This is a genomic window from Mucilaginibacter rubeus (genome assembly GCF_003286415.2).
Taxonomy (GTDB): domain Bacteria; phylum Bacteroidota; class Bacteroidia; order Sphingobacteriales; family Sphingobacteriaceae; genus Mucilaginibacter; species Mucilaginibacter rubeus_A.
In genome coordinates this window covers 1,322,635-1,337,859 of record NZ_CP043450.1, presented here as the reverse complement: position 1 = coordinate 1,337,859, position 15,225 = coordinate 1,322,635, and the positions used below count along the sequence as shown (strand labels likewise).

Annotated in this window: 10 protein-coding genes; 6 read left to right on the top strand and 4 right to left on the bottom strand. The window is 42.4% G+C overall.

What is annotated here, in order from left to right; all coding sequences use genetic code 11:
* The first annotated feature begins 97 nt into the window (after window positions 1-97).
* From DEO27_RS05540 to DEO27_RS05530, 3 genes are all read left to right on the top strand, one after another.
* On the top strand, window positions 98-3,112 hold the full coding sequence (locus DEO27_RS05540) for a SusC/RagA family TonB-linked outer membrane protein (RefSeq protein WP_112574039.1): 3,015 nt from the start codon (window positions 98-100) through the stop codon (window positions 3,110-3,112).
* 32 nt (window positions 3,113-3,144) lie between these two features.
* Window positions 3,145-4,737 carry a RagB/SusD family nutrient uptake outer membrane protein gene (locus DEO27_RS05535; RefSeq protein ID WP_112574040.1) on the top strand — a complete coding sequence of 531 codons (1,593 nt, stop codon included), beginning with the start codon at window positions 3,145-3,147 and terminating at the stop codon, window positions 4,735-4,737.
* Window positions 4,738-4,798: 61 nt separating this feature from the next.
* Window positions 4,799-5,827: a SusE domain-containing protein gene (locus tag DEO27_RS05530; RefSeq protein ID WP_112574041.1), complete on the top strand. Its 1,029-nt coding sequence runs from the start codon at window positions 4,799-4,801 to the stop codon at window positions 5,825-5,827.
* 285 nt (window positions 5,828-6,112) lie between these two features.
* Here DEO27_RS05530 and DEO27_RS05525 read toward each other — a convergent pair whose 3' ends face one another.
* On the bottom strand, window positions 6,113-7,399 hold the full coding sequence (locus DEO27_RS05525) for a citrate synthase (RefSeq protein WP_112574042.1): 1,287 nt from the start codon (window positions 7,397-7,399) through the stop codon (window positions 6,113-6,115).
* Window positions 7,400-7,530: 131 nt separating this feature from the next.
* Between DEO27_RS05525 and DEO27_RS05520 the strand changes: the two genes are divergently transcribed.
* Complete coding sequence (locus tag DEO27_RS05520; protein ID WP_146750081.1) at window positions 7,531-10,818, top strand: PAS domain-containing hybrid sensor histidine kinase/response regulator; 3,288 nt, start codon at window positions 7,531-7,533, stop codon at window positions 10,816-10,818.
* A 129-nt stretch (window positions 10,819-10,947) separates the two neighbouring features.
* Here the strand turns inward: DEO27_RS05520 and DEO27_RS05515 are convergent, their stop codons facing one another.
* Both DEO27_RS05515 and DEO27_RS05510 read right to left on the bottom strand, forming a co-directional pair.
* The gene (locus DEO27_RS05515; RefSeq protein ID WP_112574044.1) at window positions 10,948-11,487 is read right to left on the bottom strand and encodes a DUF3347 domain-containing protein; all 540 of its coding nucleotides are present in this window, start codon (window positions 11,485-11,487) and stop codon (window positions 10,948-10,950) included.
* Window positions 11,488-11,494: 7 nt separating this feature from the next.
* The gene (locus tag DEO27_RS05510) at window positions 11,495-12,742 is read right to left on the bottom strand and encodes an ABC transporter permease (protein ID WP_112574045.1); all 1,248 of its coding nucleotides are present in this window, start codon (window positions 12,740-12,742) and stop codon (window positions 11,495-11,497) included.
* A gap of 261 nt (window positions 12,743-13,003) precedes the next feature.
* On the opposite strand from DEO27_RS05510, the gene queA reads away from it, so the two are divergent.
* On the top strand, window positions 13,004-14,053 hold the full coding sequence (queA, locus tag DEO27_RS05505; RefSeq protein ID WP_112574046.1) for a tRNA preQ1(34) S-adenosylmethionine ribosyltransferase-isomerase QueA: 1,050 nt from the start codon (window positions 13,004-13,006) through the stop codon (window positions 14,051-14,053).
* A gap of 233 nt (window positions 14,054-14,286) precedes the next feature.
* The gene (locus tag DEO27_RS05500) at window positions 14,287-15,000 is read left to right on the top strand and encodes a 2-C-methyl-D-erythritol 4-phosphate cytidylyltransferase (RefSeq protein ID WP_112574047.1); all 714 of its coding nucleotides are present in this window, start codon (window positions 14,287-14,289) and stop codon (window positions 14,998-15,000) included.
* Window positions 15,001-15,041: 41 nt separating this feature from the next.
* On the opposite strand, the gene DEO27_RS05495 is transcribed toward DEO27_RS05500, so the two are convergent.
* The gene (locus tag DEO27_RS05495; RefSeq protein ID WP_112574048.1) at window positions 15,042-15,191 is read right to left on the bottom strand and encodes a lmo0937 family membrane protein; all 150 of its coding nucleotides are present in this window, start codon (window positions 15,189-15,191) and stop codon (window positions 15,042-15,044) included.
* Between the last annotated feature and the right edge of the window lie 34 nt (window positions 15,192-15,225).

Sequence of the window (15,225 nt, the reverse complement as noted above, 5' to 3'; positions counted from 1 at the left end):
TAAATGTAAATTAGTCGCATGCTGTTTCGGCCACAATAATAAACCAATTATAGCCGGCAAAATAAGCCTTTTTTTATCCATAAAAATCAATAAGTAAATGAGAAAAAATTACTCAAAAAAGTATGTTCTTCTTTGTGCTTTCCTGATGATGTCATTCATGGCGTTTTCACAAACCGGGAGTATTAAAGGAAAGGTATCTGACGAAACCAACCTGCCCCTCCCCGGTGCTACGGTTACTATCGATGGTACCACTATTGGTTCAACTACCGACCCTAATGGTAACTACGCCATTAATAATGTTAAAGCCGGAACTTATACGCTAAGTGTTAAGTTTATCGGTTATATCACCATCAAAAAATCAGTAACCGTTAGCGGTGCTACTATCGAAAACTTCAGCCTGCTGCCCGAAAGCAAAAGCCTGAGCGAGGTTGTGGTTATCGGCTACGGTACGCAACGTAAAAAAGACCTTTCGGGTGCTATTACCAACGTAACCGCCAAAGATTTTCAAAAAGGTGTTATTACAACTCCCGAGCAGTTAATTGCAGGTAAAGTTGCAGGTGTATCTGTAATATCAAACAGCGGCGCGCCTGGCGCAGGTAGCACTATCCGTATCCGTGGCGGTGCATCGTTAAGCGCCAGTAATGATCCGCTTATTGTTATCGACGGTGTGCCTATCAGCAACGCCAGCATCTCGGGCGCTGCCAACCCCCTAAGCCTGATCAACCCTAACGATATCGAATCGTTTTCGGTATTAAAAGATGCCTCTGCAGCAGCCATTTATGGTAACAGGGCTTCAAACGGTGTTATTTTAATCACTACTAAAAAAGGAAAAAGCGGAAAACCGGTTATTGATTTCAGCTCACAGGTTTCGGCCAGCAAGATCCCTAAAGAAGCATCTGTGCTAAGCGCTGATCAGATCCGTGATTATGTTAAAGCCAATGGAACAGCTGCTCAAATAGCGCAATTAGGTACTGCAAGTACCGACTGGCAAAAACAAATTTACCAAACAGGTATCACTACCGATAATAACATTAGTGTATCTGGCGCTACAAAACACCTGCCCTACCGCGTATCTGCCGGTTACCTTGACCAGGATGGTGTTTTAAAAACCAGCTCAATGCAGCGTATCACAGGTGCCATCAATTTGAGCCCAAGCTTTTTTACCGATCACCTGAAAGTTAATTTAAACGCTAAGGGCGCGCAGGTAAAACAAAGGTTTGCCAATGAAGGTGCGATAGGCTCGGCAGTAAGCTTTGACCCTACCAAACCGGTTTACTCAGGCAACAGCCGCTTTGGCGGTTACTGGCAATGGTTAAACAATCCGGCCCAGCCGGGCGGTCCGCTTAAAGATCTTGCTACTTTAAACCCGCTTGGTTTATTAGAGCAGCAGGATAACCGCAGTACTGTTTACCGCAGCATAGGCAACTTGCAGTTAGATTATAAATTCCACTTTTTACCGGAGTTACATGCCAATGTTAACTTAGGCTATGACGTATCAAAAGGTACAGGCCACAATATCATTCCTGATAGCGCGGCTTCAAATTACAAAGGCTTCCTTGATACAAAAGGTGTTACTCATCGCGGTTTAAACAACCAATACAAACAAACCCAGTCAAACACCATATTTGAAGGCTATTTAAGCTACGCTAAGGATTTGAAAAGCATAGCCAGCCACATTGACGCGGTAGCAGGTTACTCTTACCAGGATTTCTCTATCACTAATTACAACTTTGGCAACTTTGCACATGACGGTACAGAGCAGCCTGGCACACAGCCTGTTTATCCATATGATAAACCAGAAAACAGGCTGATATCAGTTTACGGTCGTTTAAACTATGTATTTGAAGATAAATACATTTTAACCGGTACTGTACGCCGCGATGGTTCATCAAAATTCAACCCTAACCAAAGGTTCGGTACTTTCCCTTCAGTTGCATTTGCATGGAAGTTGAAAGAAGAATCGATGTTTAAAGGCATAACCGCTTTATCTGACCTGAAACTTCGTGCAGGTTATGGTATCACCGGCCAGCAGGATGGCATTGGTAACTATGACGTTATCTCATTCTACAACCTGAGTACTAACACTGCACAATACCAGTTTGGCGATTCATTTTATAACTTATATCGTCCGGGTGGTTACTATGCGCTGCGTACCTGGGAGCAAACAGCTGCAACCAACGTAGCCATCGATTTCGGTTTCCTTGATAACCGTATTACCGGTACTGTAGATTACTATCACCGCAAAACATCAAAACTGTTAAACAAAATCCCGCAACCAGCAGGTACCAACTTCTCTAATTACATTGTAGCCAACATTGGCGATTTAACCAGCAATGGTTTAGAGTTAAACCTGAGCGCGGATGTGATCAGGACCAGCGACATTACCTGGAATGTTAACCTGAACGCTACATACAATACCAATAAAATAACCAAACTAACACTGGCTCCGGACCCAAGCTATCCAGGTGCGCCAACCGGCGGTATCTCAGGCGGTACCGGTAATACCATTCAAATTAACTCTGTTGGTTATTCACGCAATTCATTCTACGTTTATCAACAGGTTTACGGCACCGATGGCAAACCCCTGGATGGTGTTTATGTTGACAGAAATAAAGATGGTATAGTTAACGAAAATGACTTATACCGTTATAAAAGCTCTGATCCTAAAGGTTATTTTGGTTTAAGTTCAAACCTTAACTACAAAAAATGGTCGGCTGGTTTTGTTGCAAGGGCAAGCGTTGGCAACTATGTATATAATAACGTTTTCTCAAGCTCAGGCACACAATTAAGTGTATTTAATGGTATAGGCATCTTAAACAACGCCTCAACCAATTTACTTGAAAGCGGCATGACAGGCTCTTTTGACAAAAGCAGGTTATCTGACTATTACATCCAAAACGCTTCATTTATCCGCATGGATAACGTTAACGTAGGTTATAATTTTGGTAAAGTATTTCATAACACAGGCAATTTAAGGTTAAGCGCCAACGTGCAAAACGTATTTGTTATCACCAAATACAAAGGTCTTGATCCGGAGGTTAATACCGGCATCGATAACAACCTTTATCCGCGCCCGCGTACTTACGTGTTAGGTCTTAATCTTTCATTATAACCATCGTTAATCAACAATAAAGAAAAATTAACATGAAAAGACATTCATTAAAATATATAACAATTACAGCCCTGATTGCGGGAGGATTAACCTCATGCACCAAGAAGCTGGATTTACTACCAACCAACGACGTTACTGCCTCACAGGTTTACAGTACTCCCGAAGGTTACAAACAGGCTTTTGCCAAAGTATACGGCGCATTTGCGTTAACAGGTAACAAAGGCCCTGCCGGCGATGACGGTACCAAAGATATCCAGGGTATTGACGAAGGTACATCAGACTTTTTCCGTCTTTACTGGTGCGCAGAGGAATTACCGACTGACGAAGCAGTAGTAGGCTGGGGAGACGTGGGCTTGCCTGATTTTCATAACATGTCATGGTCATCAAGCAATACCTTCTTAACCGGCTTGTACTACAGGTGTATGTACCAGATCACATTGGCTAATGATTTCATTCGCCAATCATCTGATGCTAACCTGAGCAGCAGGGGTATCAAGGGTACCGATGCCGATAAAGTACATCAATATGTTGCTGAAGCACGTTTTTTAAGGGCTTACCAGTATTCAATTTTGATGGACCTGTTTGCGGCCCCTCCTTTTGTAACCGAAAACGATCCGCTGGGTGGTCCACTACCGAAACAAATTAGCCGTAAAGACCTGTTTGCTTATATAGAAAGCGAACTTAAGGCAATTGATGCCGGGCTTGTTGACGCCCGCGGTAATGAATACGGCCGCGCGGATAAAGCCGCTGCATGGGCATTATTAGCAAGGATTTATCTAAATGCCGAGGTTTATACAGGCACTGCACATTACCCGGATGCTGTAACTTATTCTAAAAAAGTAATTGATGCCGGTTACTCTTTAGTTACCGACTACACCAAGTTAATGCGTGCCGATAACAACCTCAATAAAAACGAGTTTATCTTAACCATTAACTATGACGGTCTGCATACCCAAAGCTATGGTGGTGCTACCTTTATGACCCACGCCCCTGTTGGTGGCTCAATGCCTGCTGCTGATTACGGTATTGCCGGTGGATGGGCTGGTTTACGTACCACCAAAGCGTTTGTAAACCTTTTCCCTGGCGGCGCTTCAAGTGCTGACAAACGTGCTCAGTTTTACACCGACGGCCAAAATATTGACATCAATACCATAAGCACCTTTACCGACGGCTATGCCATCAGTAAATTTAAGGATGTTAAAATAGATGGCGGAGCTCCACAAAGTTTGGACTATGCAGATATGGACCTCCCTATTTTCCGTTTAGCCGAGCAGTACCTTATTTACGCCGAAGCTACCACACGTGGCGGTGGTGGCGATGCAGCACTTGCATTAAGCTATGTTAACAAATTAAGGGCTCGTGCTTATCAAAGCGCTACTACCGGTCAGTTAACAGCCTTAACAACCGATTTATTGCTTGACGAAAGAGGTCGCGAGTTGTACTGGGAAGGTTTCCGCCGTACCGACCTGATCCGTTACAAAAAATTTGTTGAAGATACCTATCTATGGCCGTTTAAAGGCGGTTCAAAAGATGGAAAAGGCGTTGAGAGTTTCCGCACTGTTTATCCATTACCATCTGCAGATGTTACGGCTAACCCTAATCTGAAACAAAATACAGGATATTAATACTATACCGGGAGATACCCACAAAGTATCTCCCGTGAAACCATAAAACCTAAAAAAGGATATGAAAAAAATATTTACCACGCTCCTGGCATTTGGCGGTATCGCGCTGCTGATGCTGGCGTCATGTAAAAAGGATGAAACAAAGGTTGTAGCCAACGTGGGCAAAGTGGGTGCCCTAACTTCAACAACAACTTCACCGGCATTATCAAAACCAAATGCAAATAATGATGCTGTTACCTTTAGCTGGGCAGCAACTCCTGTTACTGGGTATAATGCACCAGTCACCTACACTTTACAATTGGATGTAAAGGGCGATAATTTTAAAAACACCAGGGAAGTAAGTACAGACAAGCTTACCCAAACACTTAAGGTAGGTGTGCTTAATGATATGTTAACTGCCCTGAAGTTATCTTATAACGATCCGTCGCAGGTTGAGGTACGTATTAAATCATCGGCAGCTCCAAACCTGGCAGCTACTTATTCAAATGTTATCACTTTAACCGTATTGCCATACCAGGGTACAGGCTACATTTATGTACCAGGCGCTTATCAGGGATGGGATCCGGCTACTGCCGATAGTCTTGTTTCGCCTAATAACGATGGCGTATATGACGGTTATATTGGTTTCCCTGCAGGCAAACTTGAGTTTAAAATTACCCCTAAAAAAGTGTGGGACGTTGCATACGGCGATGCAGGCAGTGGAAAGATAAGCACTACAGGCGGCAACATTTCAGTACCGGCTGCAGGCTATTATGCACTGCACGCAGTTATTGACCAAAGCGATAAAACCAAAGGTACATTTACAGCTACTCCTGTATTCTGGAGCGTTATTGGTGATGCTACTCCGGGTGGTTGGAACACTGATACCGATATGCTTTATGATGCTACTACCAAAACATGGAGCGTTACCGTTGCTTTAATTGCCGGCAAGGATATGAAGTTTAGGTTTAACCACAACTGGGATGTAAACTTAGGTGGTACCCCTGCTGCGCTTACCGCAGGCGGAGGTAATTATACCATAACAACCGGTGGCACATACAAAATTGTATTAAACACGGTAGTCAATACATTCACCATTACCAAGCTTTAGGCACAAACTTCACAGTTGATTGATTTATATACGGCCCCGCATGGTGAAAACCTGCGGGGCTTTTTTGATCGTTGATTTTTTTGATGAATGATTACACTGATTTCGTTGATTGGGAAATTGCATCAATAAAGCGAAATACGACTCAACGAAATCAGCGTAATCAACTTTTAAAGTAAAAAGTCAGCGGTCAAAAAAAGCGATGAGGTTATCCCCCATCGCTTTCCTATTTAATATAATATTTTCTATGAGCAATGATCCATCAACTATGAACCATTGACCCCGTTCTTAACGGCTTGCTATGTCAGCATATTCCCTGTCGGTAGCGCCAACATAAATCTGGCGTGGGCGACCGATAGGTTCTTTGTTTTCTTTCATTTCTTTCCACTGGGCTATCCATCCCGGTAAACGACCAAGGGCAAACAGTACAGTGAACATATCAGTTGGGAAGCCTAAGGCACGGTAAATAATGCCTGAATAAAAATCAACGTTAGGATAAAGCTTGCGCTCAACAAAGTAAGGATCTTTCAGGGCAACTTCTTCCAGTTTCTTGGCTATCTCCAACACTTCATCATTGATACCCAACTTTTCTAAAATATCATCACATGCTTTTTTGATGATCTTAGCACGCGGATCAAAGTTTTTATAAACACGGTGACCAAAGCCCATTAAACGGAAAGGATCGTTTTTGTCTTTAGCTTTAGCAATCCATTTATCGGTATCGCCGCCGTCTTCTTTAATTTTCTCCAGCATTTCAATTACAGCCTGGTTAGCACCACCATGTAGCGGGCCCCAAAGTGCAGAAATGCCTGCAGATACAGAAGCATAGATATTTGAATCGGATGAACCTACAATACGTACCGTAGAAGCAGAACAGTTTTGCTCATGATCAGCATGTAAGATTAACAACTTATTCATGGCATCAATCACAACCGGGTCGATAGTTACATCTTCGGTACGCTGACCAAAGGTCATGTACAGGAAGTTGGTAACGTAATCGTATTTATTTTGAGGATAAATAACCGGATGGCCTAATGATTTTTTATAGATCCATGAAACCACGGTAGCCATTTTAGCAAGCATTTTAATAATGCTCTGGTTAAGCTCTTCAGTAGTTTGTGATGGTTTTAATGATTCAGGATAAAAAGCCGATAAAGCTGATACCAGTGATGATAACTGGCCCATTGGGTGAGATTTTGACGGAAACCCATCAAAAAACTTTTTCATATCCTCGTGCACCAGCGTATGGCGGCTTAACTCATACTGGAATGCTTTCAGCTGTTCGGCAGTTGGTAATTCACCATATATCAGCAAATAAGCAACTTCTATAAATGATGATTTTTCGGCCAGTTCTTCAATGGGGTAACCACGATATTTAAGAATTCCCTGTTCCCCGTCTAAAAAAGTAATGGCGCTTTTGGTAGCGCCTGTATTTTTGTACCCGATATCAAGTGTTACATAACCGGTTTGATCGCGAAGCTTAGAAATATCGATTGCCTTTTCACCTTCAGTGCCCTCAATTACAGGGAGCTCAAATGTTTTATCACCAATTTTTAGTTGTGCTGTTTCCGCCATAGAAATTTGTATCTGCAACAAATGTAAATAAATCTGCGTATTAATAACCGCTAATATAATTTACTGTTTGTAAAAATTTCGGGCAAATTTATTATTTTAACACCTGTATTATTGTTTATAAACGTTAATAATTGATTAAAAAATTACTCCAAAACATGTCGTTAAAAGGTAACTCATTGGTAATGATCCAAAACGAAGCTACCGTTTACCGGCTGTTGTTGATAGGTTTGTTTATTGCAAGTCCGTCTTTGCATTATCTCTGCTTCCAAAATTCTTATGATCCTTTTTGGCTTCGGGCAATAAATTGCTTTTTTTGTGCTGTAGCTTTATTTTTTTCCTTCATTAACAATGCAGCTTTTTATAAAGCAGCGATTGTAGCTACAGTATCATCCTTCCTGGTAATAAACAACTGTATTTTACTCAGTAAAAACGAGTTCGCCCATGTATACCTGTTTAGCGCAATAACTATTTTCATCGCGCTAACCCTCTTCTGCAGAAAGCGTCGTGAATTTATCATTATAAGCGAAGCTAATCTTGCTGCAATTGTGATTGCCTATTTTATGGCGACAAAGCCAGTTATATCGTCCACGGTGCTTGTGGTGCTCATTCTTGTTTTTACGCTAATAGCTTACGTATCATTCCTGGTGGTGATGGCATATCAATACCAGCTAAAAAGAGCAGTTGATAACGTAATGGAGCTTAATAACAACCTGATGCAAAACGACGCCGAGCTTCGGGAACACCGTAAGCATCTTCACGCACTTATCAATTCGCTTAACGATATCATCTTTGAGTTTGATGAAACCAAGATTTGCCGAAACGTTTGGTTTAATGAACTTACCGAACGTGCGGTAGACCCAAGGGTGGCTATCGGTAAAACACTTGACATGGTTGTAGGCCCTCAAAAAGCCCATAAGTATGATATGGCCTTAAACTACGTCATGGCAAACCGTAAACCTACGTCGGTTGAGTTTCCGTCAGATTATGATAGCGGCCACTGGTTTATAGCCAACTTTACCCCTGTTTTCGATAGTGATGGTACTTACACCGGCCGGATCTCGGCCTCGGTTGTTGACATTACTGAGCAAAAAAAATATGAACTGGCTTTAAAAGAAAACGAAAGTTTACTGCTGGAAGCTCAGAACATTGCTAAAATAGGCAACTGGTGGTATGATCATGAAAGCAAGGAAACCCATTGGTCGGCCAATTTGAATGATTTGCTTGAGATTGAGGCTATCCCGGGAGGGATGAACCGCTTTCACTACTACATATCCCTTGTTCACCCCGACGACAGAGAGAATACCTTTCAGTATCTTAATGCTATCCGCAGCACCAGTCAAAACAAGTTTGAGCATAAATTCATTACCCCTGCGGGCAAGTTAAAATACATCAGGATACAACGAGGCGAAAAGGAATTAAGATCAGGCACAGGCTCGGGAACCCGTACCTTTGGTATCATCCAGGATATAACTGAAGCCCGCCTGGCCGATAAGGCCGTAAAACTAAGTCAGCTTGAACTTATGGAAGCCCAGGCCATAGCGAAGATTGGCAACTGGAAATATGATGTATCTACAGGCAACCTTAGCTGGTCGGATGAGTTGAATAATATTTATGAGCTTGGGCAGGACACCTCATTGTATCGCAAAACCTTTGTAAACCTGCTGCTTAAATACGTACATCCAAATGATAAAAACATCATCAGGAAACTGCTCCAAAGCGATGCCAACACCATGGATTCATCGCACGAATACCGTATTATAACCCCTCGTGGTAATTTAAAATACCTGAGCATTATTGCGGGCAAGCGCCTTTATAATGAGGACGGCAGCGTTCGTAAAATCATAGGCACACTTCAGGATATCACCGAACGCAAACAGGCCGAACTTGATTTCAGAAGTGCCGAAAACAAATACAAATCTGTACTGGAAAAAATAAACATGATAGCTATTACCGTTGACGGCGACGGGACAATAACTTTCTGTAATAAATATTTAGCCAAACTTGTTGGCTACAAACAACAAGAACTGATAGGTATGAACTGGATGGACAACTTCATACCTGATGACTTGAAAGACTTTTTGAAGAGTTGGTTTGCCAACAACGCCATTTTACCTCATTTTATAAACCCTATCATCTGCCGGAACGGAGAACAACGGATCATCAGCTGGCAAAACACGGTTTTTTATGATGAGAATGGTGATATTAAAGAAACTACCAGCATTGGCGAGGATATTACCGATCAGCAAAAAGCACAGCAGGAGCTGATCTGGGCCAAAGAAATGGCCGAAAAATCATCCAAGTTTAAATCGGAGTTTCTATCTATCATGAGCCATGAGATCCGTACGCCAATGAACGCGGTTATTGGTTCAACCAACCTGCTGCTTGATCAGGATCCGCGGCCCGAACAGATGGAATACCTGAACACGCTTAAATTTTCGGGCGAGAACCTGCTGGCCATCATTAATGATATTTTAGATTACAATAAGATAGAAGCAGGTAAACTCGAGCTTAATAATTCAAGGTTCAACATCCATCAGTTGATCCGCAAGATCAAGCAATCATTTGAATCAAGGGCTGCGGAGAAAGCGTTAACGCTTGAGCTAATAGCAGACGATACTATTCCCGCAGATTTAATGGGCGATGCTATGCGCCTGAGCCAGGTGCTCAACAATCTCATTAGCAATGCCATTAAGTTTACGCATAACGGTAAAGTTACTATCCGGCTGGATAAAGATGTAACAACCGAAAACACCGTTACTATCAAATTTGCAGTTACAGATACCGGTATCGGCATTTCGCCAGAAAGCTTTAATATTGTTTTTGATCCTTTTATGCAAGATCAGCAGGTAATCAATAACGACTATGGTGGCACCGGTTTAGGTTTAGCTATCACCAAGCGATTGATAGAACTACATAACAGCACCATTGCTGTTTCCAGCGAATTGGGTAAGGGCACCACCTTTTGTTTTTCAATAAACTTTGCAGTTGCGCCAGCAATTGCGACTCCCAAACCTGAAGTTGCCCCGGCACCGGTTACAGATAATAACCTGCAGGGCATGAACATTTTAGTGGTAGATGACAACAAAATGAACCTGATGATAGCCGGCAGGTTCTTAAAACGATGGAACGCGCAGGTGCAGGAGGCTTTAAACGGAAAGATAGCCGTTGATATGGTTAACCACAATACGTACGATCTGATCATTATGGATTTACAAATGCCGGTAATGAACGGGTTTGAAGCCACAGCCATCATCAGGCAATCGCACCCGGATATACCAGTTATAGCGCTCACTGCCGATGCCATGCCCGAAACCTATCAACAAGCCCTTGAAGCCGGCATGTGCGATTATCTTACCAAACCTTTTGTTCCCGAAATACTATACAGCAAGCTGGCAAAACATATCAGGCAATCAGCTTGATTTCGGATTTGGGATGTTCGATTTCGGATTTATCTATTCGATCAACCCCATCAAAATAAAAAGCGATAGGTACTTCCTATCGCTTTAAAATATCATGAAATCCTTCAATCGTGAAAATCAGGGTTCAACTTAATTAATCTGCTCTTTAACCGATCCGCACTCTTTCATGTGTTCCGGAAAATATGGATTTACGATAGGTTTGGTTGATGAAAGCCAGTAGCCACCTTTCCCGCCATCGGCCATAGGGCAAAAATCCACGTAAATTGGTGCTGATTTCAGTTTAGCTCCTTTTACTAAGGCGATCACATCTTTACTTAATACCAAAAACGCGTCGCGCTGTGCTTTAATATCGGCAGCTGTTGTTATCTGATGGGCTACGGTAGCTGTTTCGGTGCAACCTTTAATGCCTGAAAGTTTACCTTCCAGATCGGTAGCAGCAGTTTTAATTCCCGCTACGTCTGATTTAATAAACTCATCTTTTAAAGCAATATAAGCTTTCAAAACATCACTTGTATTAGCAGTATCGGCTGCAACCTGTGTTTCGGCGGGTTTAGCAGCGTTGGTTGCGGTTGAATCTGCTTTAGTTGAGTCCTGTTGTTTGGCTGGCTGGTTACAAGCGGTTGCGGCAGCCAAAGCCGCTAAAAAGCAAAATCCTTTAATTGTTTTCATATCAATGTTAGTTTGTACGGATGGCTTCAACCGGATCAAGCCTTGACGCTGAATAAGCAGGGATGATACCAGCTATTACACCTATAATAATTGAGTAGCTCAAACCTCTTGAAATGTTAGCGGCATCAAGTATTACCTGTACATCTAACGCCGCCTTGACGGCAAACGTACCGAGATATACGAAAAGCAACCCGATGATCCCCCCTACAAAACAAAGCAATACCGACTCAATTAAAAACTGCAATAATATGAAATAGTTTTTAGCGCCTAATGATTTTTGTATGCCGATGATATTGGTACGTTCCTTTACCGACACGAACATGATATTAGCTATCCCGAAGCCACCTACCAGGATAGAAAAACCGCCGATAATAGCACCCGCTATATTAACAACCTTAAACAAGTCATCAAGTTGCTGGGTGATCATGGTAGTACGGTTCAATGAAAAATTATCATCCGCACCGGGCCTTAACCTCCTGATAGAACGCATCAGACCTTTAATCTCGCTCTCAACATCATCGGTAGGGATACCTTTTTTGCCGCGCACGATGATGGATGGCCCATATTTAGAGCTTTGAATATCAATTAAATTGCGGGCAAAGTTAAGAGGCAGTAACACCTCTTTATCTGTCGAGATGCCCAGCATATCCTTACCCTGCTTTGAAAACACGCCCACAACGGTAACATAACGTCCCATTACTTTAATCTGCTTACCAACAGCGTCACCATCAGGGAAAAGGTTTTGTGCTATATCATAGCCAATATTGGTTATCGGCGCGCCGGTTTTTGATTCCATGTCCGTGAAATACCTGCCGCTTTCAAAATCAAAATTCCAGGTTTTGTCGTGATCTGCCGATGCGGCATCAACCTGGGCGCCTTCAACCGTGTTACTTTTATATTTGATGGTACGGTTATCGATGTTTATTTCATATGATAAGGCTTCGGCTGTGGTAATACGACGCGAGAGCTCATTAAAGTCACGAAGATCAGACTCCGGCCGTTGCAGATACTTCCACCAGGGGAAATCACTACCGCCTACCCAGGGCCATTTTTGCACATAGATACTGTTATTACCCAGCTTATTAACACTGGTTTGCAGGTTATTGCGCAGCGTATCAACTGCCGACTGAACAGCAATGATCGTAAATATACCAATGGTTACCCCCAGCAAGGATAGCAACGTACGTGTTTTGTTCTGCCGCAGGGCGTCGCCCGCAAACAAAAAACTTTCCCTTAAAAGTTTTAAAAAAAGCATATAACTTATTTTGATCTTACTTGTTAATCAACCTTTATTGCACGGTAAAAAAGCGCCTGGAGGTAATAAAATAGCTGGTGTTATTATTCCTAAAACATTTAACAACCTGCTGATATTTTTTAGACAACAGCGGGTGATTTAAGTTACAGTATTTTTTAATTAATATAACAGTAGTGTAATTAAAACCCTTCTTAAAAAAATCTGTTAAATTAACAAAAAAATTTCGTACATTTGCGCCCTTGAAAATTCATAAAAACAAGCATGAAATTATCTCAATTTAAATTTAACTTACCTGAATCCCTTATCGCCCATACACCCTCTGCCACTCGCGATGAATCACGTTTAATGGTTTTACACAAAGATTCAGGCAAAATTGAGCATAAAATATTTAAAGACGTGCTGGATTACTTTCATGATAAGGATGTAATGATCCTTAATAACACCAAAGTTTTCCCTGCCCGTTTATATGGCAACAAAGAAAAAACAGGTGCCACTATCGAAGTATTTTTGCTTCGCGAATTGAACAAAGAATTGCGCTTATGGGATGTACTGGTTGATCCGGCCCGTAAAATACGCGTAGGTAATAAATTATATTTCGGCGACGACGATTTGCTGATTGCCGAGGTTGTGGATAACACTACTTCACGTGGCCGTACCATCCGCTTCCTGTTTGACGGTACCGACGAAGAATTCCGTCGTAACGTTGAAATTTTGGGCGAAACACCGCTTCCAAAATACATTAAACGTAAAGCTACTGCCGAAGATAAGGAGCGTTACCAAACCATTTTTGCTAAACACGAAGGTGCTGTTGCTGCCCCTACTGCAGGCTTACACTTCAGCCGTGAACTAATGAAACGCCTTGAACTAAAAGGTGTTGATTTTGCCGAGGTTACATTACACGTTGGTTTAGGCACTTTCCGCCCGGTTGAGGTTGAGGATTTAACCAAACACAAAATGGATTCGGAGCAATTCATTATCGAGCAAAGACAAGCTGATATCGTAAACCGCGGTATTGAGCGTAAAGCGCGCATCTGTGCCGTTGGTACTACTTCAATGCGTACCATCGAATCGGCTGTATCTGCAAACAAAACATTGAAAGCAGCTAACGACTGGACCAGCAAGTTTATATTCCCGCCATACGACTTTAGTATTGCAAACTCAATGATCACCAACTTCCACACCCCAGAGTCAACCTTGTTGATGATGATCGCGGCATTTGGTGGCTACGAAAACGTAATGAACGCTTACGAAATAGCAGTAAAAGAAAAATACCGCTTCTACAGCTACGGCGACGCGATGCTGATCATCTAATATTATTAGGTGTGAGATATAAGATTTGAGATATGAGACTACGGTTTCATATCTCATTTTTTTTGTGGTAGTTTTGACCATGTACCATCATGTCACTGCGAGGAGCTGCGGGGATTGCGCAGAGAAGCGACGAAGCAATCGCACGCGTTTCTCCCGGGCTGCCCTGTATAGTGTGCGATTGCCACGCTATCGCTCGCAATGACATAGTGATCTCCAATTCTCAATAAAAGCAAATGGCTTCTAACCTCCAATCTCTAAACTCTAATCACCTTAATTACGTCATCATAGTAGCCGGCGGTTCGGGCAGCCGGATGCAATCGAACCTGCCTAAACAGTTTTTATTACTTAATGGCAAGCCGGTGCTGATGCACACAATTGAGGCCTTTGAGCAGTCAGCATTTAAGCCGGGCATTATACTGGTTTTACCCGAAGCCTATCATACTTATTGGCAGCAGCTGATTGAGGAATATTCTTTCACCATCCCCCACCAGTTGGTTAGCGGTGGCGAAACCCGCTTTCACTCCGTTAAGCAGGGACTTGATCTCATTACCGATACTGATGCCCTTGTAGCCGTACAGGATGCCGTACGTCCGCTTGTATCGCCAGCAATTATCGACGACGCCTATCGATGCGCCGCTGAGCACGGAACGGCCGTAGTAGCCGTTAAAAGCCGCGATTCGATACGACAGGTAAGAGATGGTAAATCGGTTAGTTTAATCAGGGACGAGATTTACCTGGTGCAAACCCCGCAAACTTTTAAAGCGTCACTGTTAAAAAAAGCCTACGAGCAGCCTTTCAATAGTACATTCACGGATGATGCCAGTGTTGTTGAACAATACGGCGCCGAAATAAAACTTACCGAGGGTGATCACAGTAATATCAAGATCACTTTCCCTGAAGATATTGCTATTGCCGAACTGTTATTAAACAAAAAGCCACAGCTATAACAGCCGTGGCTTTTTCTATTTGCAATACAAGGTTAAAATTGTTATGCCCGTCTGATCACACCTAAAAGCACCGATATGATTGCTATCACTAATAGTATGTGAATCAAACCACCTCCAAACGGGTGAATAAATGCTCCGAACAGCCATCCTATAACAAGGATAACAGCGATGATGTACAGTAAACCTCTCATTTTGTATGTTTTTAATTAAGTAAATGTGAATTCA